This is a genomic window from Enterobacter sp. SES19 (genome assembly GCF_011765665.1).
GTDB classification, from domain to species: Bacteria; Pseudomonadota; Gammaproteobacteria; order Enterobacterales; family Enterobacteriaceae; genus Enterobacter; species Enterobacter pseudoroggenkampii.
Map to the genome: position 1 here is coordinate 397,654 of NZ_CP050320.1, position 21,219 is coordinate 418,872.

At 57.1% G+C, this 21,219-nt stretch carries 23 protein-coding genes and 1 rRNA gene (1 of these 24 only partly in view); 6 read left to right on the plus strand and 18 right to left on the minus strand.

The annotated features are described in order from the left end of the window. Nucleotide 1: 1 nt before the first annotated feature. Nucleotides 2–628 carry a GNAT family N-acetyltransferase gene (locus GXP72_RS01805; protein WP_032650635.1) on the plus strand — a complete coding sequence of 209 codons (627 nt, stop codon included), beginning with the start codon at nt 2–4 and terminating at the stop codon, nt 626–628. A 75-nt stretch (nt 629–703) separates the two neighbouring features. Then, complete coding sequence (gene yjdP / locus GXP72_RS01810; protein ID WP_032650638.1) at nt 704–1,027, plus strand: DDRRRQL repeat protein YjdP; 324 nt, start codon at nt 704–706, stop codon at nt 1,025–1,027. 52 nt (nt 1,028–1,079) lie between these two features. Here the strand turns inward: yjdP and phnP are convergent, their stop codons facing one another. From phnP to GXP72_RS01890, 16 genes are all read right to left on the minus strand, one after another. Then, the gene (phnP, locus tag GXP72_RS01815; protein ID WP_048990316.1) at nt 1,080–1,838 is read right to left on the minus strand and encodes a phosphonate metabolism protein PhnP; all 759 of its coding nucleotides are present in this window, start codon (nt 1,836–1,838) and stop codon (nt 1,080–1,082) included. A gap of 9 nt (nt 1,839–1,847) precedes the next feature. Beyond that, nucleotides 1,848–2,282, minus strand: coding sequence for an aminoalkylphosphonate N-acetyltransferase (gene phnO, locus GXP72_RS01820; RefSeq protein WP_024906746.1), 435 nt, complete (start codon nt 2,280–2,282; stop codon nt 1,848–1,850). Continuing rightward, on the minus strand, nt 2,275–2,826 hold the full coding sequence (gene phnN, locus GXP72_RS01825; RefSeq protein WP_208763893.1) for a ribose 1,5-bisphosphokinase: 552 nt from the start codon (nt 2,824–2,826) through the stop codon (nt 2,275–2,277). The genes phnO and phnN overlap by 8 nt, the downstream gene beginning before the upstream one ends. Next, on the minus strand, nt 2,823–3,959 hold the full coding sequence (gene phnM, locus GXP72_RS01830; protein WP_208763414.1) for an alpha-D-ribose 1-methylphosphonate 5-triphosphate diphosphatase: 1,137 nt from the start codon (nt 3,957–3,959) through the stop codon (nt 2,823–2,825). The genes phnN and phnM overlap by 4 nt, the downstream gene beginning before the upstream one ends. Continuing rightward, complete coding sequence (gene phnL, locus GXP72_RS01835) at nt 3,956–4,636, minus strand: phosphonate C-P lyase system protein PhnL (protein ID WP_208763415.1); 681 nt, start codon at nt 4,634–4,636, stop codon at nt 3,956–3,958. The genes phnM and phnL overlap by 4 nt, the downstream gene beginning before the upstream one ends. Nucleotides 4,637–4,645: 9 nt before the next feature. Then, the gene (phnK, locus tag GXP72_RS01840; protein ID WP_024906750.1) at nt 4,646–5,401 is read right to left on the minus strand and encodes a phosphonate C-P lyase system protein PhnK; all 756 of its coding nucleotides are present in this window, start codon (nt 5,399–5,401) and stop codon (nt 4,646–4,648) included. Further along, nucleotides 5,398–6,243 carry an alpha-D-ribose 1-methylphosphonate 5-phosphate C-P-lyase PhnJ gene (locus GXP72_RS01845; protein ID WP_148769100.1) on the minus strand — a complete coding sequence of 282 codons (846 nt, stop codon included), beginning with the start codon at nt 6,241–6,243 and terminating at the stop codon, nt 5,398–5,400. The genes phnK and GXP72_RS01845 overlap by 4 nt, the downstream gene beginning before the upstream one ends. Further along, nucleotides 6,236–7,300 carry a carbon-phosphorus lyase complex subunit PhnI gene (locus GXP72_RS01850; protein ID WP_208763416.1) on the minus strand — a complete coding sequence of 355 codons (1,065 nt, stop codon included), beginning with the start codon at nt 7,298–7,300 and terminating at the stop codon, nt 6,236–6,238. Before GXP72_RS01850 ends, GXP72_RS01845 begins: the two co-directional genes overlap by 8 nt. Then, the gene (gene phnH / locus GXP72_RS01855; RefSeq protein WP_048990324.1) at nt 7,300–7,884 is read right to left on the minus strand and encodes a phosphonate C-P lyase system protein PhnH; all 585 of its coding nucleotides are present in this window, start codon (nt 7,882–7,884) and stop codon (nt 7,300–7,302) included. The genes GXP72_RS01850 and phnH overlap by 1 nt, the downstream gene beginning before the upstream one ends. Further along, complete coding sequence (gene phnG / locus GXP72_RS01860; protein ID WP_208763417.1) at nt 7,881–8,333, minus strand: phosphonate C-P lyase system protein PhnG; 453 nt, start codon at nt 8,331–8,333, stop codon at nt 7,881–7,883. The genes phnH and phnG overlap by 4 nt, the downstream gene beginning before the upstream one ends. Next, entirely contained in the window at nt 8,334–9,059 is a 726-nt protein-coding gene (phnF, locus tag GXP72_RS01865) for a phosphonate metabolism transcriptional regulator PhnF (RefSeq protein WP_208763418.1), read from the minus strand. It abuts the gene before it with no gap. A gap of 20 nt (nt 9,060–9,079) precedes the next feature. Next, nucleotides 9,080–9,859 (minus strand): phosphonate ABC transporter, permease protein PhnE, encoded by a 780-nt coding sequence (gene phnE, locus GXP72_RS01870; RefSeq protein WP_024906755.1) that lies wholly within the window; start codon nt 9,857–9,859, stop codon nt 9,080–9,082. 51 nt (nt 9,860–9,910) lie between these two features. Continuing rightward, nucleotides 9,911–10,927: a phosphonate ABC transporter substrate-binding protein gene (gene phnD / locus GXP72_RS01875; RefSeq protein ID WP_024906756.1), complete on the minus strand. Its 1,017-nt coding sequence runs from the start codon at nt 10,925–10,927 to the stop codon at nt 9,911–9,913. Nucleotides 10,928–10,951: 24 nt separating this feature from the next. After that, nucleotides 10,952–11,740 (minus strand): phosphonate ABC transporter ATP-binding protein, encoded by a 789-nt coding sequence (gene phnC / locus GXP72_RS01880; RefSeq protein WP_048990326.1) that lies wholly within the window; start codon nt 11,738–11,740, stop codon nt 10,952–10,954. Nucleotides 11,741–11,875: 135 nt separating this feature from the next. Continuing rightward, nucleotides 11,876–12,313 (minus strand): VOC family metalloprotein YjdN, encoded by a 438-nt coding sequence (yjdN, locus tag GXP72_RS01885; RefSeq protein ID WP_208763419.1) that lies wholly within the window; start codon nt 12,311–12,313, stop codon nt 11,876–11,878. Between the two features lie 80 nt (nt 12,314–12,393). After that, on the minus strand, nt 12,394–12,729 hold the full coding sequence (locus GXP72_RS01890; RefSeq protein ID WP_023310096.1) for a zinc ribbon domain-containing protein YjdM: 336 nt from the start codon (nt 12,727–12,729) through the stop codon (nt 12,394–12,396). Between the two features lie 596 nt (nt 12,730–13,325). Here GXP72_RS01890 and crfC point away from each other — a divergent pair. Together crfC and GXP72_RS01900 are read left to right on the plus strand one after the other, a co-directional pair. Further along, nucleotides 13,326–15,680, plus strand: coding sequence for a clamp-binding protein CrfC (crfC, locus tag GXP72_RS01895; RefSeq protein WP_090420702.1), 2,355 nt, complete (start codon nt 13,326–13,328; stop codon nt 15,678–15,680). Continuing rightward, nucleotides 15,677–16,552 carry a diguanylate cyclase regulator RdcB family protein gene (locus GXP72_RS01900; protein WP_024906760.1) on the plus strand — a complete coding sequence of 292 codons (876 nt, stop codon included), beginning with the start codon at nt 15,677–15,679 and terminating at the stop codon, nt 16,550–16,552. Before crfC ends, GXP72_RS01900 begins: the two co-directional genes overlap by 4 nt. 62 nt (nt 16,553–16,614) lie before the next feature. Here the strand turns inward: GXP72_RS01900 and kdgT are convergent, their stop codons facing one another. Then, complete coding sequence (gene kdgT / locus GXP72_RS01905; protein WP_024906761.1) at nt 16,615–17,607, minus strand: 2-keto-3-deoxygluconate transporter; 993 nt, start codon at nt 17,605–17,607, stop codon at nt 16,615–16,617. A gap of 649 nt (nt 17,608–18,256) precedes the next feature. Between kdgT and proP the strand changes: the two genes are divergently transcribed. After that, nucleotides 18,257–19,759 (plus strand): glycine betaine/L-proline transporter ProP, encoded by a 1,503-nt coding sequence (gene proP, locus GXP72_RS01910; RefSeq protein WP_024906762.1) that lies wholly within the window; start codon nt 18,257–18,259, stop codon nt 19,757–19,759. Nucleotides 19,760–19,792: 33 nt separating this feature from the next. Here proP and GXP72_RS01915 read toward each other — a convergent pair whose 3' ends face one another. Beyond that, a complete protein-coding gene (locus GXP72_RS01915; protein WP_090420699.1) occupies nt 19,793–20,746 on the minus strand; it encodes a nickel/cobalt transporter in 954 nt (317 codons plus the stop codon). A gap of 316 nt (nt 20,747–21,062) precedes the next feature. Here GXP72_RS01915 and GXP72_RS01920 point away from each other — a divergent pair. Next, nucleotides 21,063–21,219 (plus strand): 16S ribosomal RNA (locus GXP72_RS01920); it runs 891 nt beyond the window's last position.

Sequence of the window (21,219 nt, forward strand, 5' to 3'; positions counted from 1 at the left end):
AATGATTGTGATGCCTACAACTTACAGCCCAAAAACCGTAGCAAGGTCATTCAAGCTCGTTGATGAGTTTGAGCTTTCCGGGCGAGTGCTACATGTTATTTTTGATAGCCAGACGCCAAGAGCTGCGATTATTGAAGCGGATATCGAAACCTTCGATGGGGTGCCCCGGCATCGGGTTGTTGCTGCCCTGGATTTACAACGTAAAACGCATTTAGGTGAAGATATCATTGCTGTCGAGCGCTGTTGGGAAGATGCCAGCGTTATTCAGGTAGAAGGTATCTGCGTTGATCCCGCCGAGCGTGACAAGGGACTGGCAACTCGTCTGTATGAAGCCCTGGTATTACAGTGTGGCGTGACGCTTGTCAGCGACTTTGAACAATATGAGGGTGGGAAGATGCTCTGGCAGAAAATTGCCCGCGAGTCTGACCAAATCGCCGTATTTGTTCTCGATACCGAGCAGGGAGCATTTTGGCCGTATGATGGTAGCAAGGTTATCTATGACGGAGGGTGTATCCCCGAAGATCGTATCTGGAGCCATTCGCCGGATCAAAAATGCTATGGCATCGTCCTGGTCGCAGAAAATAAACAGCGTGCGAATCAGTTGATGGAAGACCCTGGGCACAACTGAATTTGAGATTCCTCCGCTACCCCCGTTCCCTACCGTTCATTATCGTAAGGTCAGTTCACCTGCGAGTCTGGCCTTATGAAACGTTACTCAACCGCTCTGTTATTCGGTCTGCTGTCACTCACCAGCCAACTGGCTCATGCCGATATTGTTGATGATGCTATTGGCAACATTCAGCAGGCTATCAACGATGCCTATAATCCCAGCAGCAGTCGCAGCAGCAGCGATGACGATCGTTATGACCGCAGCCGTCAAATCGACAGCAGACAGTACGACGATCGTCGTCGACAGCTTGAGGACAGACGACGCCGTTTAGACGAGCGCCAGCGACAGCTGGATGACGATCGCCGTCGGTTAGAAGAGGATGAGCGCAGGTTAGAGGACGATTACGATCGAGGCTAAGTGCGGCCTGTTGCCCTCACCCCAACCCTCTCCCACGGGAGAGGGAGAAAACCTAATCCAGCACCAGCACCATCCCGTCATACCCCGCTTCAATGCCGTCGGGCAGCGGATTATCCATCATCCACACGTCAAACTGATGGCTGATGTGGGTCAGGATCACCTGCGGACAGCCAATCACCTCGTTTAGCGCCATCACGGTATTTAAGTCGCAATGGTTTCGCGGCGTCTCGTCGCGCGGTGCATGGCTGCAGTCGATAATCATCGCCTGCGGCTGATTGTTGAGCAGGAACTTCACTGTTTTTTCCGGCAGCCCGGCGGTGTCGGAAAGCCAGGCCACGCGGCTGTGGGCCGACTCCAGCAAATACCCGAAGGTCAGTTTTGAATGGTTGAGCGGCAGCGGCGTGACCCGCATCCCCTGAAGTTCAAACATCACAAACGGTTCGACCGTGTGGCTGAAATCCAGAATCCCCGGGTGTTTAAACAGGTCGTCGCATCCTGCTTCGTCCGGCGGACCGTAAACCGGAATCGTCGCGCCAACGCCCCAGCGCAGGGGGAACAGCCCCTGAACGTGATCCATATGGTAATGGGTGAGCAAAAACTGCTGAAAGCTGCCTGCGGGCCAGTCGTCCATCAGGTGCGGAATGCCCGCGTCCAGCAGCGTCACCGCATCGTTGAATTTGACCACCGCGCTACAGGGGCGACGGCGATAGGTCTCCTGCAGGCGCGCCCGGCGACACGCCGCGCAGTCGCAGCCAAAGACCGGCACCAGCTGGGCGCCGCCCGTTCCCGTCAACGTGATTGTCAGACTCATAACGCACCTCTACAGCGGTTTGGTGAATCGGAAATGGCTCTGCGTGTATCCTTCACGAACGTAAAAACGGTGCGCGTCAGTGCGCTTCACGCTGGTGGAAAGTTCGGTCAGCTCCGCGCCGGCCTGCCGTGCCACCTCTTCCGCCCAGGCCAGCAGCTGGCTGCCCACCTTTAACCCACGCGCCTGCGGCATCACCACCAGCTCCTGGATTTCGCCGATCCAGCGCGCGTGATGGAGGTGAAACTGCATATGCAGGCCGATCATGCCGACAACATGTCCGCCCAGCTCGGCAAGCTGGTAGCGCATATTGTGATCCTGAAGGTTGGCAAGAAATCCGGCGTGGAACGCCTGATGGTCGAACTCTGCCTGTTTAAGTTCGCAGATCAGGGCATAGACAATCTGCGCATCGTCGGCAGTAGCGGGGCGAAGCTGGCAGTCAGGCATGCTGTTTCTCCTTCTGACGGATAAGCGATAAAAAGGTATCGACTGACTGTAGCAAACTTCCGTCGTTATTGAGGATGTGGCAGTCGGACGGGGCATAGCGGGCCGCACGCTCTAGCCGCTGATCGATCTCACGGGCTGATTCACGCCCCCGGCTCTGCAACCGGCTGCGCAGAACGTCCGGCGAAACCTGCAGACAGATCGGTAGCAGGGCTGCTCCATAGCGGGCGCGCGCTTGTGGTAGATGCGCGCGGGAGCCGTTAACCAGCACATCGAACCCCGCATGCAGCCACAGATCGGTCTCAATGCCGATCCCGTAGTAATAGCCGTTGGCATGCCAGCTCAGCGCCAGCAGGTTTTGCCCGGCACGAATGAAAAACTCCTGCTCGCTCAGGGCGATATGGTTTTCACTCCCCGCATTGGCCGCGCGGGTAATATAGCGGTGCGCGACCAGCAGCTGCGGATGTTCCCGCTGCCGTAAGGCGGACAGCAAGCTGTCCTTACCGGAGCCTGAAGGCCCCATTAGCCAGATTAATCTCCCCATCAGAACACCCTTTTTCCCTGACGCCAGACGTGGTCGATATGAACGTGCTCGCCCTTACGGTGGGCGAGTACCAGGTCCGCACGTTTCCCTTCGGCAATTTCTCCGCGATCGTGAAGGTTAAGCGCCGAGGCTGGGTTTTTCGTCACCAGGCGAATCGCCTGCGGCAGCGTAAAGCGGTTGCCCTCGTCGTCGGCCACTAGGAACGCCGCATCCAGCAGGCTGGCGGGGTAGTAGTCGGACGAGAGGATATCCAGCAGGCCGAGGGAAGCGAGCTTGCTTGCCGCAACGTTGCCGGAGTGCGAGCCGCCGCGCACGATATTTGGCGCGCCCATCAGCACGTTCATGCCGTGCTTTCGGGAGGCTTCAGCCGCTTCAAACGTGGTGGGAAATTCGGCGATCACGCTGCCAAGCTGGTGGGATTCAAGCACGTGACCGTGCGTGGCGTCGTCATGGCTGGCCAGCGCGATATTGCGGTCACGACACATCGCGGCAATTTTGAGGCGGTTAGGCTGCGACCATTGTGCCGCAAGCGCCAACTGCTCTTCCTCGTAGCGCGCCATCTCTGCATCGCTGAGAGAATATTTCCCCTGATAGTATTCGCGATACTTTTCAATGTTGGCGAACTGACGCTGTCCCGGCGAGTGATCCATCAGAGAGACCAGCGAGACCGGCTCGCGCCCGACCAGTTTTTCAAACAGCGGCAGGGTGGTGTAGTGCGGCAGCTCGCAGCGCAGGTGCAGACGGTGCTCGGCGCGGTTGAGGCCGCGTTTTTGCGTCTCCTCCACGGCGTTGATCATCTTCTCCAGATTCTCCAGGCGATCGCCGCCGTCGCGCACGTCGCCAATGGCCACCGCGTCCAGCACGGTGGTGATGCCGCTGGCGACCATCAGCGCGTCGTGGCTGCTCATGGCTGAATGGGCGGGCCAGTCCACCTTCGGACGCGGGGTGAAGAATTTGTCCAGATTATCGGTATGCAGTTCAATCAGCCCCGGCAGCAGCCAGCCGCCGTCGCCGTCCATCGCTTCAGGAGTACGGCTTTGGGTTTCGGCAAAGGCGCGAATAACGCCTTCATGGACTTCAACCGAGCCATCAACGACTTCATTGTCCAGCACCAGCTTGACGTTATTGATAATCATGCGGAAGTCCCCATTGGGTGCAGTCTGTCTGCGACGCGGGTGCGAACGGTCTCGTCGTGGAAGATCCCGACGATCGCCGCACCGCGCGCTTTGGCCTGTTCGATCAGCGCCACTACGGCCGCGCTGTTTTTATCGTCGAGCGAGGCGGTGGGCTCATCAAGCAGCAGTATCGGGTAGTCGACGATAAAGCCGCGGGCGATATTGACGCGCTGCTGCTCGCCGCCGGAAAAGGTCGACGGGGCAAGGTGCCACAGGCGCTCGGGCACGTTGAGGCGCGTCAGCAGGCTGGCGGCTTTGGCGGCGCAGGTTTCGCGCGGCACGCCGAGATTCAGCAGGGGCTGCATCACCACGTCCATGGCGGAGATCCGCGGGATCACCCGCAGAAACTGGCTGACCCAGCCGATCGTCGTGCGGCGCACGTCCAGCACCTTACGCGCCGGAGCCTGTACCAGGTCGACCCACTCATCGTTGTGGCGAATGCGAATGTGGCCTTCGTCGGGCAGATAGTTGGCATACAGGGAGCGCAGCAGGGTCGATTTTCCGCTGCCGGAGTGGCCGTGCAGCACTACGCATTCGCCCTTGTTTACCTCTAACGAGGCGTTTTGCAGCACCGGCAGGCGCACGCCGTTTTGCTGGTGGAGCACAAAGGTTTTACTTACGTTTTGTACGCGGATCATGTTGGCCTCTTAATTCTGCAATACGGACGACACCAGCAGCTGGGTGTACGGATGGTGCGGATCGTCGAGCACGCGGTCGGTTAACCCACTTTCCACCACCTGACCCTGCTTCATCACCAGCAGACGGTCCGCCAGCAGGCGCGCGACGCCCAGATCGTGGGTGACAATCACCACCGCAAGGTTCAGTTCCACCACCAGGCCGCGCAGCAGGTCGAGCAGGCGCGCCTGCACCGAGACGTCCAGCCCGCCGGTGGGTTCATCCATAAACACCAGCTTCGGGTGCGTGACCAGGTTGCGGGCGATCTGCAGGCGCTGCTGCATACCGCCGGAGAAGGTGGTGGGCAGGTCGTCGATGCGCGAGGCGGGGATTTCAACTTCTTCCAGCCAGTGCTGCGCCGTAGCGCGGATATTGCCGTAGTGGCGCGCGCCGGTGGCCATCAGGCGTTCGCCGATGTTGCCGCCCGCCGAGACCTGACGGCGCAGGCCGTCCATCGGGTGCTGATGCACCACGCCCCACTCGGTGCGCAGCAGACGGCGGCGCTCGGCCTCGCTCATGCCGTAGAGGGAGTGTCCCTGATAGAGTATCTCGCCGTGTTGCGGCGCGAGGCGCGCGGAGATGGACTTCAGCAGGGTGGTTTTGCCGGAGCCGGACTCGCCGACGATCCCCAGCACTTCGCCCGGCCACAGCTCGAACGACACGTCGCTGAAGCCTTTGCCCGGCGCGTACAGGTGGGTCAGGTTGTTAACCGAAAGCAGCGGTTTCATTGGCCGTTCGCCTCGCTCTGTTGGCGGCAGAAATCGGTGTCGGAGCAGACAAACATCCGTTTGCCCGTGTCATCCAGCACCACTTCATCCAGATAGCTGTGTTTGGATCCGCAGATGGCGCACGGCTCGTCCCACTCCTGCACCGTAAACGGGTGATCGTCGAAATCCAGGCTTTCGACACGCGTGTACGGCGGGACGGCGTAGATGCGTTTTTCACGCCCGGCGCCGAACAGCTGCAGGGCGGGCATCATGTCCATCTTCGGGTTATCGAATTTCGGGATCGGCGACGGGTCCATGACGTAGCGCCCATTCACCTTCACCGGGTAGGCATAGGTGGTGGCGATATGGCCGAAGCGGGCGATATCCTCATACAGCTTCACCTGCATGACCCCGTACTCTTCCAGCGCGTGCATGGTGCGGGTCTCCGTTTCGCGCGGCTCGATAAAGCGCAGCGGCTCCGGAATCGGCACCTGGAAAATCAAAATCTGATCTTCAGCGAGCGGGGTTTCCGGAATGCGGTGGCGGGTCTGGATCAGCGTCGCGTCTTCGGTTTTTTCGGTGGTGGTGACGCCGGTGACGCGCTGGAAGAAGCTGCGGATCGACACGGCGTTGGTGGTGTCGTCGGCGCCCTGGTCGATGACCTTCAGCACGTCCGCCTCGCCGATCACGCTGGCGGTGATCTGAATACCGCCCGTGCCCCAGCCGTAGGGCATCGGCATTTCGCGGCCGCCGAACGGCACCTGATAGCCCGGAATGGCCACCGCTTTTAAGATGGCGCGGCGGATCATGCGTTTGGTTTGCTCGTCCAGATAGGCAAAGTTGTAGCCGCTTAAGTTAGCCATTGGCGCGCTCCCGTTGCAGGCGTTTCAGCAGTTCCAGTTCGGCCTGGAAATCGACGTAGTGCGGCAGCTTGAGGTGCGAGACAAAGCCCGCGGCCTCAACGTTATCCGCGTGGGCCAGCACGAACTCTTCGTCCTGCGCCGGGCCTGCAACGTGCTCGCCGTAGTCCGGTGCCTGCAGCGCACGGTCAACCAGCGCCATCGCCATGGCCTTGCGCTCGCCGAGGCCAAACACCAGCCCGTAGCCGCGGGTAAAGTGCGGGTCTTCATTTTCGGGCGCGACAAATCCGTTAACCATTTCGCATTCGGTCATCAGCAGTTCGCCGACGTTTACCGCAAAACCCAGCTCTTCCGGCACGATTTCGACGTCGATATAGCCGCTGCGGATCTCGGCCGCAAACGGGTGGTTGCGCCCGTAGCCGCGCTGGGTGGAGTAGGCCAGCGCCAGCAGATAGCCTTCGTCGCCGCGCATCAGCTGCTGCAGGCGGGACGAGCGCGAGCACGGGTAAACCGGCGGCGTGCGGGTGATGTCATCCGGCTGCGCGTCTGAATCCTCTTCCGCCTTCGCCAGACCCTGTTTCGCCAGCAGGCTGAAAACGTGAGGAGACGGTTCCTGTTCGGCGTCAGAGGTGCTGAGCGACGGGGTTTCGCCGTTCGCCAGCAGGGTAAAATCCAGCAGGCGATGGGTGTAGTCACAGGTAGGGCCAAGCAGCTGGCCGCCGGGAATGTCTTTATAAACGGCAGAAATGCGGCGCTCCAGGCGCATCTCCGCCGTGTTCACCGGCTCGCTGACCGCCAGTTTGGCAAGCGTGGTGCGGTAGGCGCGCAGCAGGAAGATGGCTTCCACGTTATCGCCGCTGGCCTGCTTCAGGGCCAGCGCCGCCAGCTCGCGGTCGGCGATGCCGCCCTCGGTCATCACCCGGTCGACGGCGAGGTTTAGCTGCTGTTCAATCTGGGCGACGCTCAGCTCGGGCAGCCGTTCATCGCCCCGTCGTCTGTGCGCCTGCAGCGCATGGGCGGCGGCGATAGCCTTCTCGCCCCCTTTGACGGCAACGTACATCAGCACACCTCCACGTGGGTGGTCCGCGGGATCGCCAGCAGGCGCTCGCCGCAGGTCAGGATCAGGTCAATGCCCAGCGGGAACGGATGCGGGCGCTCGGTCAGCTCGTGAATGATGCACTCCGGCAGCTGTGGCGCGACCATGCGCTCGTCGGCGATGCCTGCCCCCGTGAGGCGCAGCATGCGGCCGCCGCTCAGGCTGGAGACCTGCAGGATCAGCGTGGCGCTGGTCTCCGGGGCGACGGCGCTGCCTTCGCTCAGGTCGTTGAGCTGCTCGTGGCTGATGTGCTCGTCGGCCACGGCAAAGACCGCCTGCCGGGGCTGATCGACCAGCGGGGCTCCGGTGTGAAAGCGCAGGTTCTGGCTGGCGATGTCGTTAGACAGCGCGCCCGAAAGCCATACCGGGGTGTCGTTATCGGCAAGCGTCAGCAGCACGCTGGTGGTTGCCAGATTCAGCGGCAGCCAGCCCTGGGAGAGCTGGTGCAGCGAAACAATCACGCCCGGCTCGCTCATGGCCTTCAGCAGGCGACGAAAACTGTGTTGGGCATCCTGGACGGCCAGGGTAAAAGCAGGTTGAAGCGTCATGCGTTGTCTCCGCGAACGAGCGTAAAGAAGTCGACCCGGCTGGTGTTTACTTCGGCCTGACGTGCGGCAATGCGCGCGGCGCGGTCGGCTTCCAGCGGGGCAATAAGGGTTTCCATTAACGTCTGGAAATAGGGTTGTTCCTGTAAAAGCGCGTCGATCACCGCGCAGCGCTCGGCGTGCGCTTTGTCGCGCCCGAGCACGTAGCTGTAGCCCAGCGTGCCGCTGTTCAGACGGATCGCCGCGCGGGTGAGGGTGGCGTCTCCGGCGAAGAAGCGCTCGCCGGTGCCGCCCATGCGCGCCTGGATCTGAACGAGGCCGATCTCCGGGGCGCGGAGGGTGTCGTAATCAGGTGCCAGACTAAGGGTGCTCATGCGGGCAGAGAGCGCGGCAGGCTGGCTGTGGGCCAGCACGCGCATCCAGCGCTGTCGGGTGGCGGTGTCGAAGTGCATTCAGTGCTCCATGGTGAATTCGATCATGTCGGCGCGGGTCAGGCTGACGGAGTATTCCGTCGCGTTAATCTCGCCGTCACGGTGGTTGAGGGTGCGTACGCAGAGCAGCGGGGCCATATTGGGAATTTCAAGCACCTTGCTCTCTTTCGCCTGCGCGCGACGGGCGCTGATGCGCGTCTGGGTGCGCTTGAGCGCAATGCCTGTCGCATCCTGAAGAAAATCATGCAGCGAGCCGCTGGAGAAATGCTGCAGCACAGGCCAGAGGGTGAGATCCGCGAAGTAATGGTCTATCTGGCACACCGCCACGCCGTTAACGCGACGCAGGGTGCGCAGGTGGATGACGTTATCGCCCTCCTGAATCCCCAGCGCGTCCGCCACGTGGCTGGAGGCCGGACGCAATACCGAGAGCAGCTTTTCGCTGGTCGGGTGGCTGCCCTGATCCAGCAGGTTCTGGCTGAAGCGCGCCTGGGCGTTAAGCGGGTAGTCGAACGGGCGCATCAGCACCAGCACGCCCACGCCCTGACGGCGCTGGACCCAGCCGCGCTCGACCAGCTGGTCAATGGCGCGGCGCAGGGTGTGTCGGTTCACCTCATAGCGGTCGGCAAGCTGCTGCTCGGCGGGGAGGTAGTCTCCACAGCGGTAGTGCGTGCGCAACTCCACTTCGAGCTTTGCCGCAATCTCTTGCCAGCGAGTGGGGTAACTGGTCGGATGTCTGGATAAGTGCATAGAAAACAAAGCCTCGCTTCTCAGATGAAGTGCTTACGCAAACGTTGAGAGAGGAAATCCAGCAGGCTGACGGTGATGATGATGAGTACCATCAGGGCGCAGGTTTGCTGGAACTGGAAACCGCGAATCGCTTCCCACAGGGTGACGCCAATCCCGCCTGCGCCGACCATGCCGACGACGGTGGCGGAGCGGACGTTGGACTCAAAGCGGTACAGGGAGTAGGAGATCAGCAGCGGCATCACCTGCGGCAGAACGCCGTAGAGGATCTCTTCGATTTTGTTGGCACCCGTTGCGCGGATGCCTTCCACCGGGCCGGGCTCGATGGCTTCGACCGCCTCGGAGAGCAGCTTGGAAAGCACGCCGGTGGTGTGGATGAACAGCGCCATTACGCCCGCGAATGGACCCAGGCCGACGGCGACCACGAACAGCATCGCAAAGACCATTTCGTTGATGGCGCGGCAGGCGTCCATCAGGCGGCGCATGGGCTGGTATACCCACCACGGCACGATGTTTTCGGCGCTCATCAGGCCAAATGGAATAGAGAGAACGACGGCAAGGGCGGTGCCCCAGACGGCGATTTGCAGGGTGACCGCCATTTCGCTGAGATAGTCCTGCCACTGGCTGAAGTCCGGCGGGAAGAAGTCGGCGGCGAAGGTCGCCATGTTGCCCGCGTCTTTGAAGAGCAGCAGCGGATCCATTTCCGCGCCCTTCCAGGAGATAACCAGCACCGCCAGCAGGATGGCCCAGCTAATGAGCGAGAACCAGCTGCGCTTTGGCGGTGGGAGGGTGATGGTTTGCATGTTTGACTCCTTAATCCGTTCTCCCTCTCCCTGTGGGAGAGGGGACTTGAGTTACTGCACCGCTTTATTCACGCTGGTCATCGCGCCGAGCGCGGCGGTCAGGCGGTCGAGGTCTTCAAGCTGGGCCTGAATCGCGGCCACTTTGCTGGTCTTCTCCTCGTCCTTCAGCCCTTTGTTGTCTTTCACGCCCTGCATCTCTTTAAACAGCGCCAGCTGGCGAATCGGGACCAGCTGCAGGTCGCTTGACGGGCGGAACGGTGCCCAGCCCAGACGTTCGAGGACCGCTTTCTCTTCCGGCGTTTTGCCATAGGTCATAAAGAAGTCGTACACCTTGTCCTTGGTGCTTTCGGACAGGTTTTTACGCCACACAATCGGGTCGCCGGGGATCAGCGGCGATTTCCAGATAACCTTGATCTCTTTCAGCTTGTCCGGTGCGGAGGTCTTCAGCTTGTCGAGGTTTTCGGTGTTGTTGGTGGCAACATCCACCTGCTTGTTGGCCACGGCCAGAGCGTTGGTTTCGTGGCTGGCGTTGACGGTGCGCTTGAAGTCGCTGGCGGAGGCGTTGTTTTTGGCGAAGACGTAGTAGCCAGGGACAAGGTAACCCGAGGTGGAGTTCGGATCGCCGTTGCCGAAGGTCAGCTCTTTGCGTTTGGCGAGCATGTCGTTGAGGTTGTTGATCGGGCTGTCTTTGTTGACGATCAGCACGCTCCAGTACCCTGGGGAGCCATCTGCCGCGACGGTCTGGGCAAAGACCTGGCCGTTCGCGCGGTCCACCGCTTCCATGGCGGAGAGGTTGCCGTACCAGGCGATGTCCACTTTGTTAAAGCGCATCCCCTGGATGATGCCCGCGTAGTCCGGGGCGAAGAAGGCGTTCACTTTGATCCCCAGCTTGGTTTCCATATCTTTCAGGAACGGTTCCCACTGGGGTTTCAGGTTCTGCTGTGATTCCGTCGAAATAATGCCGAAGTTCAGCGCTTTTTCCTGCTCTTGTGCATACGCCGGGCTTAGGAGGGTGCTGAGGCTGAACATGCTGGTAAAGGCCAGCGCGGCAACGGCTTTGTAGCTCATGTACTTTCCTCGGATCGGGTTTAATTAAGCAGCCTGCGCGTTCTCTTCGACGCGGTTAATGCTGCGGTAGAGATGGTCAAAACGTTCGTTATCAAACTGATGGCTCGCGCCATCAAAGAACACGTGCCCCTGACGCAGGGCGACAATGCGTTCGCAGTAGCGCAGGGCGTAATCCACCTGATGCAGCGTGACCACCACGGTAATGCCGTCGTTCTGGTTAATGTCGCGCAGGGTCTCCATCACGATGCGGGCGGACTCCGGGTCCAGCGAGGCAATGGGTTCGTCAGCAAGAATGATTTGCGCTTTCTGCATCAGGGCGCGGGCAATGGCGACGCGCTGCTGTTGTCCACCGGACAGTGTGGAAACGCGCTGGTGGGCGAAATGCGCCATGCCGACGCGGGTCAGCGCCTGTAAGGCTTCCTGCTTTTGGGAAGGGGAGAACCAGCGCAAACAGGTACGCCAGAATGGGGTGCTGCCGAGCGCGCCAATCAGCACGTTCTCCAGCACCGTCAGGCGGTTTACCAGGTTGAACTGCTGGAAGATGTAGCCCGTCTGGGCGCGGCTCTTGCGGATATCGCTGGCGAGACGCCCCGCGCGCTGCACGGTATTGCCCAGCAGCTCGACGTGGCTTTCCGGCGTTTTATCGCAGATGATAAGGCCGCTTAAATGACGCAGAAGGGTGGATTTACCTGAACCAGATGGCCCGAGAAGCGCCACCATGTCGCCCTGCTGGACGGTCAGATCAACGGCATGCAGAGCCTTATTGTGATTGAAGGTCTTGCTCAGTTTCTCGACGCGGATGACAGTTTGCATGTGCTGGGCCTCACGATAAATGTGGCCTCATGCTGGCGCATCAATGTGACATTTGGGTTAAGTCTGGGTTGCGGGAGTTTGAAGAGTTGAGCGGAGTTTGATGACAGGCGGAGGCAGAACGCCCCCGCCCGAAAATTAGTGCTGCTGTTTAACGACGTTAATCATCCACGGCACGCCGTATTTATCGGTGACTTTACCGAAACCGTGTGCCCAGAAGGTTTCCTGCCAGGCCATTTCGATATTCCCGCCCGCGGCGAGGTTGTCGAACCAGCGCTTGCCTTCATTGACGTCCTGGGTATCGAGTACCAGCGTGAAACCCGCGTACTGTGCGTTGCTGCCCGGCGGCATCCCGTCGCTCATCATGATATCGCTGCCTGCAATGCGGACGTTGGAGTGAGCGATAGCGGAATCCGGAAATTTCATACTGGACGGACAGCCTTCCTCGCTGTTATCGCTTTTTGGCATTTCGCCGAAGGTGATTTTATAGAGAGGCTCTGCGCCGACGGCTTGCTGGTAGAAGGCGGTGGCCTCTGCGCAGTTGCCGGCGAAAGAGATGTAGGGACTTAACGGCATAATCTTTACCTCACGTAAGAAAAGCCCATTAAGTGTAGTTCCCGAAAGCCCGGTAAGCGAAGCGCCACCGGGCGGGTAAATCAGTTCTTTTTCACGAACTCTGATTTCAGTTTCATCGGACCGAAGCCGTCAATTTTGCAGTCGATATTATGATCGCCTTCCACCAGACGGATATTCTTCACTTTGGTGCCAATCTTCAGCATGGAAGAACTGCCTTTCACTTTCAGGTCTTTAATCACGGTTACGCTGTCGCCGTCCGCCAGCAGATTGCCGTTCGCATCTTTTACGACAAGTGCATCAGCATCGTGTGATGGTTCGGCATCATTCCATTCGTGAGCGCATTCCGGGCAGATGAACATGCCATTATCTTCATAGGTGTATTCAGAATTGCATTTCGGGCAGTGTGGGAGTGACATATCGGTATCCTCAAAAAGTGTAAACGCGCTGGAAGTGCCAGCTAAATGACGGCAGTGTGCCGAAAAAGGCGGCAAGTATAGCGCAAATCCACACGGTTGTCGGTGATATTGTGAATTAAAAAAGATGCAAAAAGCGTATCGGGAGTGACACTTCCTGTCAGTCAGATAAGCGATGCTTACGTCATTAGCACGGTGGGAAAAAATTGATGCTAAATATATCGAATATTTTATTGCAGCAAATTGCTACGCCCCTCCATTTCGGATAAGGTGAAGCAACACATCGTTATTTATCTCCTGACCTCGCTGCCATACATATCTTTTGGCAGGGGCGTATTACCTCTCTTTTTAGATGGGTAAATAATGATGATATATCCTGAAGTTTCTTAAAATTGGGCTACGCTTTTTTCTTTTGGCTGTCAGGCCAGGAGGAGAGCTTTACACGCCATGCAAGGATAGCGAATTATTTCTGATTATCATCAATTAGTTATATTTCGGCGAACATGTTTTCCACACGTGATCATATAAGCCTGAACAACATAATTAATACCAGTGGCTTAATAAAAGTAATAAATTTGCGTTAAGGAAAGTCTTTTATCATGCACACACAGACCATTTTTGAATTAAGCCAGGAAGCCGAGCGTTTGTTACAGCTCGCCCTGCAAAATCTTGATACGTTGAAATCAATGCCGGCTGCGATGCTGGAGAGCACAGCGGCTGCCATTACGGGTGAAAAGAACAACGTTTTACCTTTGCATTTTAGCGCGCGCGGCGTCGATGCACAGCAGGCGATGCTGAATAATGAATTACGGAAAATAACCCGGCTGGAAATGGTCCTGGCTATTGTAGGCACCATGAAAGCGGGGAAATCGACCACCATTAATGCGATTGTAGGGACCGAAGTGTTGCCGAACCGCAATCGTCCGATGACGGCGCTTCCCACCCTGATTCGGCACACGCCGGGTCAGAAGGACCCGGTGCTGCATTTTTCACATGCCTCGCCGATTGATGAATTGATTCAACTGCTCCAGAAAAAGCTATGCGATTACGATCGGGGGAAGCTGGCCCAGCATCTTGAAATTGATAAAGACATGAATACGCTGCTGGAGCGCATTGAAAAAGGAGAAGCCTTTGAGAAGCATCACCTTGGCGCGCAGCCAATATTTCATTGTCTGAAAAGCCTCAACGACCTGGTGAGACTTTCCCAGGCGTTAGGTGTGGCGTTTCCGTTCTCTGAATATGCGGCTATCGAACATATTCCGGTCATTGAAGTGGAGTTCGTGCATCTTGCGGGTCTGGATGCTCATCTCGGACAGCTGACGCTGCTCGATACGCCCGGGCCGAATGAGGCCGGACAGCCACATCTGCAAAAAATGCTCAACGAGCAATTGTCCCGTGCGTCGGCGGTGCTGGCCGTGATGGATTATACCCAGCTTAAATCCATCTCTGATGAAGAAGTTCGCCAGGCCATTTCCGCTGCGGGAAAATCAGTGCCGTTGTATGCGCTGGTCAATAAATTCGATCAGAAAGATCGCAATAGCGACGATGAAGAGCAGGTCCGGGCGATGATCTCCGGTACCTTAATGAAGGGCAATATTTCGCCAGGCCAGATCTACCCCGTTTCATCCATGTGGGCATATCTGGCGAACCGCGCGCGCTACGAGATGAGTACCCACGGACAGCTGCCGGATCATCAGGAGCAGCCCTGGGTGCAGGATTTTGCCGAGGCTGCGCTTGGACGTCGCTGGCGCACGGCGGACCTGGACGATATCGATCATATTCGTCATTCTGCCGATTTGCTCTGGGAAGATTCGCTGTTTGAACAACCCATACGCAAATTGATTTACGCCGCCTATGCCAATGCCTCGCTATACGCGCTGCGTTCGGCTTCGCATAAGCTTCTTAATTACGCACAAAATGCCCGGGAGTACCTCGACTTCCGCTATCAGGGTCTGACGGTTGCCTTTGAGGCGCTGGAATTGAATATTGCACGTCTGGAAGAGGACACGGCGCTTCTTCAGACGCGCCAGTGCGTCGTGAGCGATGAGGTGAAACATGAAGTTGAGGAGGCGCTGAACGCCACTGCGGACTTTATGGGGGCCCAAAAAATCGCGCTTAACCAGGCGATTGGCGAGGTGTTCAGCGCTCGGCATATTCTTAATTTGGCAGGCATCGCTCGGCAGAACCCTCACGGTGGCGAGCCGCACGAGCTGAAGCAGCTGGTTCTGGACGATGAAGGGCAGGCGCAGATCGCGCTGAATAAAATCCGCTCCTCCTGCGAGCTGGTGATGCTGGATGCGCAGACGAAGATTTGCCGGGAACTGGCGTTACGCTTCGACCAGCTTGAGTCTACGCTGGCGCGCTCCCTGAACGAAGCCATGCGCCCTATCGAAGCACGTATTAAAGAGCATCTGAGCCATGCGGGCTTTCGGGCGCGAATCAGTTTCCCGGCGTTTCAGGCGAGCCAGCTTAACTTCAATACGCGGGCGCTGTTTAACGATGCGATTGCGCAGGATGACAGTCAGGCAGACCCGCCATCAGGCGGGAGCAGCATGCGGGAAACGGTTTCTCGCTGGCTCAATAATCCGGGCTGGGGCTGGGATGAGTATGTGGAAACGCGCACGCGCTATGTTATCGACATTGCGCAGCTACATGACAAATTTAAGCAACATATTGAGCAGTTTTGTGAACAAATACGTAAAGCTTTGTCGGCGCAGGTCGATGTCTCTGTTACGGCAGGAATGGCAACGTTCTTTGCAGAATTTTCGTTGTGCCTGACCGGGTTACAGGAAAGCTTGCGTGATAGCCTCGCAGTGCGTCAACAGAATGAGCATTCAACCCGAGCGCTCTGCCAGTTGTTGAAGCAAAGTATCACTACTGCGACGTGGATACAGGAAGATACCCGACTGTTACGCGATGATATTCAAACTCTATTCGCGGCAGAGCAACCATGACAACACCACTACTGGACGGCCCCGGGCGAACGCTGGAGTGTATTAATCCAAAATTTATGGTCGATCTGGTGCAGGGGGGAGACGCGGCGCGTCATCCTCACCTGGGACCACAGCAGCTTCAGTTTCGTGAGCGTTTGACGCAGGAAATCATGACGCATACCCGGCTACGCCCCTGGGCGATGGCAGGGATGCTCAATGAAAATGCGGGGCTGCGCCTGGGGCTGGCGGAAAAACTGGCCGGCATGCTTGATCCGGGTCATCTCGCGCTGACGCTGATGGCAGAGAAGCTGATTGCTTTGCGCCAGCAGACTCACCCGCGGGCCCCGCAATCCCCTGGGCTGATGCAGCAATACGGCGAACTCGCTTCTCATTTTACCCAACGCGCAGCCTATAAAGAGAAGGCGTTGACCCAGCGCGGGCTCACGGTGCAGGCGGGCGAGCACAGTGAGCAGATTTTTACCCGCTGGCGGGCCGGGCACTATGATGGCTGGTCACTGGCCGGGCGCTGTTTTATTGTCCTGGAAGAGCTGCGCTGGGGGGCATTTGGTGATGCATGCCGCCTCGCGAATGAAGATGTGGCGGCAATGCTTAAGGATAACCTGCGCAGCATGGCGGCTAACTATCTGGCGCAGGGCATTAATGCGTCACCCACGACTCGCCATTTCTATCACCAGTGGCTGACAACGCCGGCCTCTCCGGGTTTAATCGATCATAAAGACATGCTGGGGTGGCTGGGGGACTGGTGTCAGGCGGATCAACATCCGGTGAGCTGGTCAGTCACGCAAAACTGGCAGACCGTCGCGCTGGGTATGCCAAGGCTCTGTTCGGCAAAACGACTGGTTGACGGGATGGTGGAAGAGATTTTTGGGTGATCCCTTCCCCCTCACCCTAACCCTCTCCCCGCAGGGGAGAGGGGATGGTTTGGTGCGGTGTGTTAATGATTCATTTCTATTGGTTTCGGTTCAGGCTGGGCCTCTTGCATATTCCCGTAGCGTTTCGCGTACAGCGCCGTGATGATCGGCACCAGAATCGCGGTGACAATGACGCTGGCGGCAACCAGCGCTGTCGCTGAAGCGGCCACCGGTTCGAAGGCCGGGTTAATCTGGGCAATAATCACCGGGTTTGCGACGGCAGCCCCTGCGGCTGAAGAGGCGGCGACGCCGGCCGTGCCGTTTCCTCCTCCGATCACGCGGTCGGCAATGATCAGCGGAATACCGGTAATGACGATCACGGCGACCCCCAACACAATACCCAGCAGGCCGGTATCGAGGATAACCTTCAGATTTATGGTGTTCCCCAGTGCGAAGCCGAAGAACGGGATCAGCACCGGCGTGGCTTTGCTGAAGAAATCACGCAGATCGTGATCGAGATTGCCAAGGGCAAAGCCGATCAGGAAGGGCAGGATCGCGCCGACAAAGTGGTGGGGTTCAAAAGAGGCCAGGCCAGCAGACCCCAGGATCAGCATCGTCATCAGCGGACCAGATTCCAGAGACATCAACACAAATGCGCCGGACTCTTCTTTCGTCCCATACTGGTTCATCAGGCTGGCGTACAATCCGCCGTTAGTCATATCCATCGCCGAGACAATCGCCAGGACCGATAATCCCGCGAAGAACCCGGTCTGAATTCCAGTCTCCGGGATGAACATCGCGCATATCATTGCTACCGCCCAGGCTACGGCTATTTTGGTTATCACCAGCGTGCCGGATTTCCGTATTACAGTACCTGTTGCCCGCAAATTAATGGATGCGCCGATACAAAAAAACCAGACGGCAAGAATCGGAACCGTGCCCGTTATCATGCCTTTTGTGAAACCGCCAAAATAAGCCCCGGTATCAGGGGCAAGGGTATTCAGGATGGCGCCCAGTACCAGCGGAACCAGCATCATACCGCCGGGTATGCGTTCTATCGTGGCTTTAATCTTCATGGACAAACCTCACATCGGATCCCGCAGGATGGGTGACAGGTGTTAAAAATTAGTCAATAAATTCAATTAATTGCTCTTGTCGTTTGCGGTGTTTCTTCGATAATCCTGCACGCATAATTAAATGTGTGCTCTCGATTAACCTCATTCTGTAAAACATAAAACGCTGAATTCTGATTTATCATGCGATCATTGGAATATTGATTCAATGAAAATAAAACATCGTTTTAGTTATCTTTGTCACATATTCAATGTAAAACCTGAGTCCGGTTCCTGTTGATGGAAATTTATGTAAATTTGATGTGAATTAACGTGGTTTGTTTTTCTGTTACGAAAGAAATAATGACGTGCGTGAGGATGCTCTTTAGGTAGGTTAAGGAAGTGCTTATTGGCACTCCTTGACAAAAATTTGACTGGGTTGACCGGACGCGAAAATATGTGTGAAGTTGATCACAAATATAAACACTGGTAGGGTAAAAAGGTCATTAACTGCCCAGGCAGGCGTCAACAGGTTCGGTTGTATCGGCGTAAAACGTCAATGTAAGTAAACCTGCTACGCTTGAATAAGGCGATTCGCATGGAGCGGATCCCATGGTTCACAGAACGCAAACTGGACTGTGAAACAGACAGGGCCGAGTCAACGAGGATAGCTATGCTAAGAAGGAAAAAGATTAAACCCATCACGCTTCGCGACGTCACCATTATTGATGACGCAAAGCTGCGTAAAGCCATTACCGCAGCCTCGCTCGGTAATGCGATGGAATGGTTCGATTTTGGTGTCTACGGCTTTGTGGCCTATGCGTTAGGTAAAGTGTTTTTCCCCGGGGCCGATCCCAGCCTTCAGATGATTGCCGCACTGGGTACGTTCTCCGTTCCCTTCCTGATTCGCCCGCTGGGTGGACTGTTCTTCGGTATGCTCGGCGATAAATATGGCCGTCAGAAAATCCTTGCCATCACCATCGTCATTATGTCGATCAGTACATTCTGTATCGGCCTTATCCCGTCTTACGCCACCATCGGCATTTGGGCACCGATTCTGCTGCTGATTTGTAAGATGGCTCAGGGCTTCTCCGTGGGGGGTGAATACACCGGCGCCTCGATCTTTGTTGCCGAGTACTCTCCGGACCGTAAGCGCGGGTTTATGGGAAGCTGGCTGGACTTCGGCTCGATTGCCGGGTTTGTTCTGGGCGCGGGCGTGGTGGTGCTGATTTCAACCGTAGTGGGGGAAGCGAACTTCCTCGACTGGGGCTGGCGTATCCCGTTCTTCCTGGCATTGCCGCTGGGGATCATTGGTCTCTACCTGCGTCATGCGCTTGAAGAAACGCCCGCGTTCCAGCAGCACGTCGATAAGCTGGAACAGGGTGACCGCGAAGGGCTGCAGGATGGTCCGAAGGTGTCGTTCAAAGAGATTGCCACTAAGCACTGGCGCAGCCTGCTGACCTGTATTGGTCTGGTGATTTCGACCAACGTGACCTACTACATGCTGCTGACCTACATGCCGAGCTATCTGTCGCATAACCTGCACTACTCGGAAGATCACGGTGTCTTGATTATTATCGCCATCATGGTCGGTATGCTGTTTGTGCAGCCGATTATGGGCCTGTTGAGTGACCGTTTTGGCCGTCGACCGTTCATTATTCTGGGAAGCGTTGCGCTGTTTGCGCTGGCAATCCCGGCATTTATTCTGATTAACAGCGATGTGCTGGGGCTAATTTTTGCCGGTCTGCTGATGCTGGCGGTGATCCTTAACTGCTTTATCGGGGTGATGGCCTCAACGCTGCCCGCGATGTTCCCGACCCACATTCGCTACAGCGCGCTGGCCGCGGCCTTTAACATCTCGGTGCTGATTGCCGGTCTGACCCCAACGCTTGCCGCCTCGCTGGTGGAGAGCACGCAGAACCTGATGATGCCGGCTTATTACCTGATGGTGATCGCGGTGATTGGTTTGATTACCGGTATTACCATGAAGGAGACGGCGAATCGTCCTCTGAAAGGCGCCACGCCTGCGGCATCGGATATTCAGGAAGCGAAAGAGATCCTGCGGGAGCACTACGATAACGTAGAGCAGAAGATTGAGGATATTGACGCAGAGATTGAAGAGCTGCAGAAAAAACGCTCCCGACTGGTGGACCAGCATCCACGCATCAACGAGTAATAAAAAAACCCGCCAACGGCGGGTTTTCTTTTATTAGCATCCGGCGGCGATGTAGTCGCCATTGGCACTGATGGGGATCACCGTCAGGAACAGCACCGTCGCGAACAGGATCAGGACTATCCCTCCGGCTATTTTGACTGCCGGTACGAGCCATCTTAATGAGGTGCTTTCTCCGAACCAGCTCACCGTGCGCTCGCGGGCGTAGCGTACTGCCAGTGAAAGCCCCACGATAGAAAGCGCGGTTCCCAAAGACATGGTCATGACTGCGGCCACCCCCCAGGTGACAATGCCCAGCGCGTTCGAAAACATCAGAATCATGATCGCCCCGCTGCACGGGCGTGCGCCAATTGCCAGAATGACACCCAGGCGTGTTTTCCAGTCGCTTTGTGTCAGGTTTGCCCCCACGCCATGATGACCGCAGCCACAGTGCTCATCGTGCTGATGAAGCGGTTTGATGGCTGAGATCGTTAACCTGTGTGGACGCAGGCTCTTCAGCGCCTGGTAAATAACAAACGCGCCAAATGTGCCAATAAGCACTGCACTTATCTTTTCCACGTACCAGCGGCTGGTACTGATATCCCCTGAGGCGAGGTTAAACCCTATAGCCAGAATAAAGACAAAAAGAATGGCGCTGACGCCCTGCATCAGGCTACCCAGGAAGGGGACGACCCGGGCGGCCAGCTCGCTTTCCTTATTGGTGGTCAGATAGGTCGTCACAATGAATTTTCCATGCCCGGGTCCGATGGCGTGAAGGACACCATAAAGGAAAGCTCCCGTTAACAGCCATAATCCGCCGCTGTACTGGTGGTTATTAAGCTGCAGCAGATACATCACCAGATAACGGTGCAGCGTAATTTGTGTGGCGAGACACCACTGGATAAAAGCGTTCCAGTGCGCATGCAGGGTAAAACCGGCAAAGAGGATTGCCAGCAGCATCACTCCTGCTGTAGGGAGACGCCAGTCACGGGCGAGGCGTTGTGTGGTCATGAGGATGGGCCTGCACAGAGGAGAGTATTTGCCGCTAGTATAGTTGATCTTCCCGCGCAATTCGTAGGATCGCATCGCGATCCGCTCATGATTGTGGATAACTTTGTGTATAAAAGGGTATAAGGCGGGGTTTTGCTGGGGAATGCAGCAGTCAGTCATTTTTTTGCAACTTTTCGGTTGCGGTCGTTCGGGAACTCCCTATAATGCGCCTCCATCGACACGGCAGATGTGAATCACTTCACAAACAACCCGGTCGGTTGAAGAGAAAAAATCCTGAAATAACGGGTTGACTCTGAAAGAGGAAACTTAAATTGAAGAGTTTGATCATGGCTCAGATTGAACGCTGGCGGCAGGCCTAACACATGCAAGTCGAGCGGTAACACAGGGAGCTTGCTCCTGGGTGACGAGCGGCGGACGGGTGAGTAATGTCTGGGAAACTGCCTGATGGAGGGGGATAACTACTGGAAACGGTA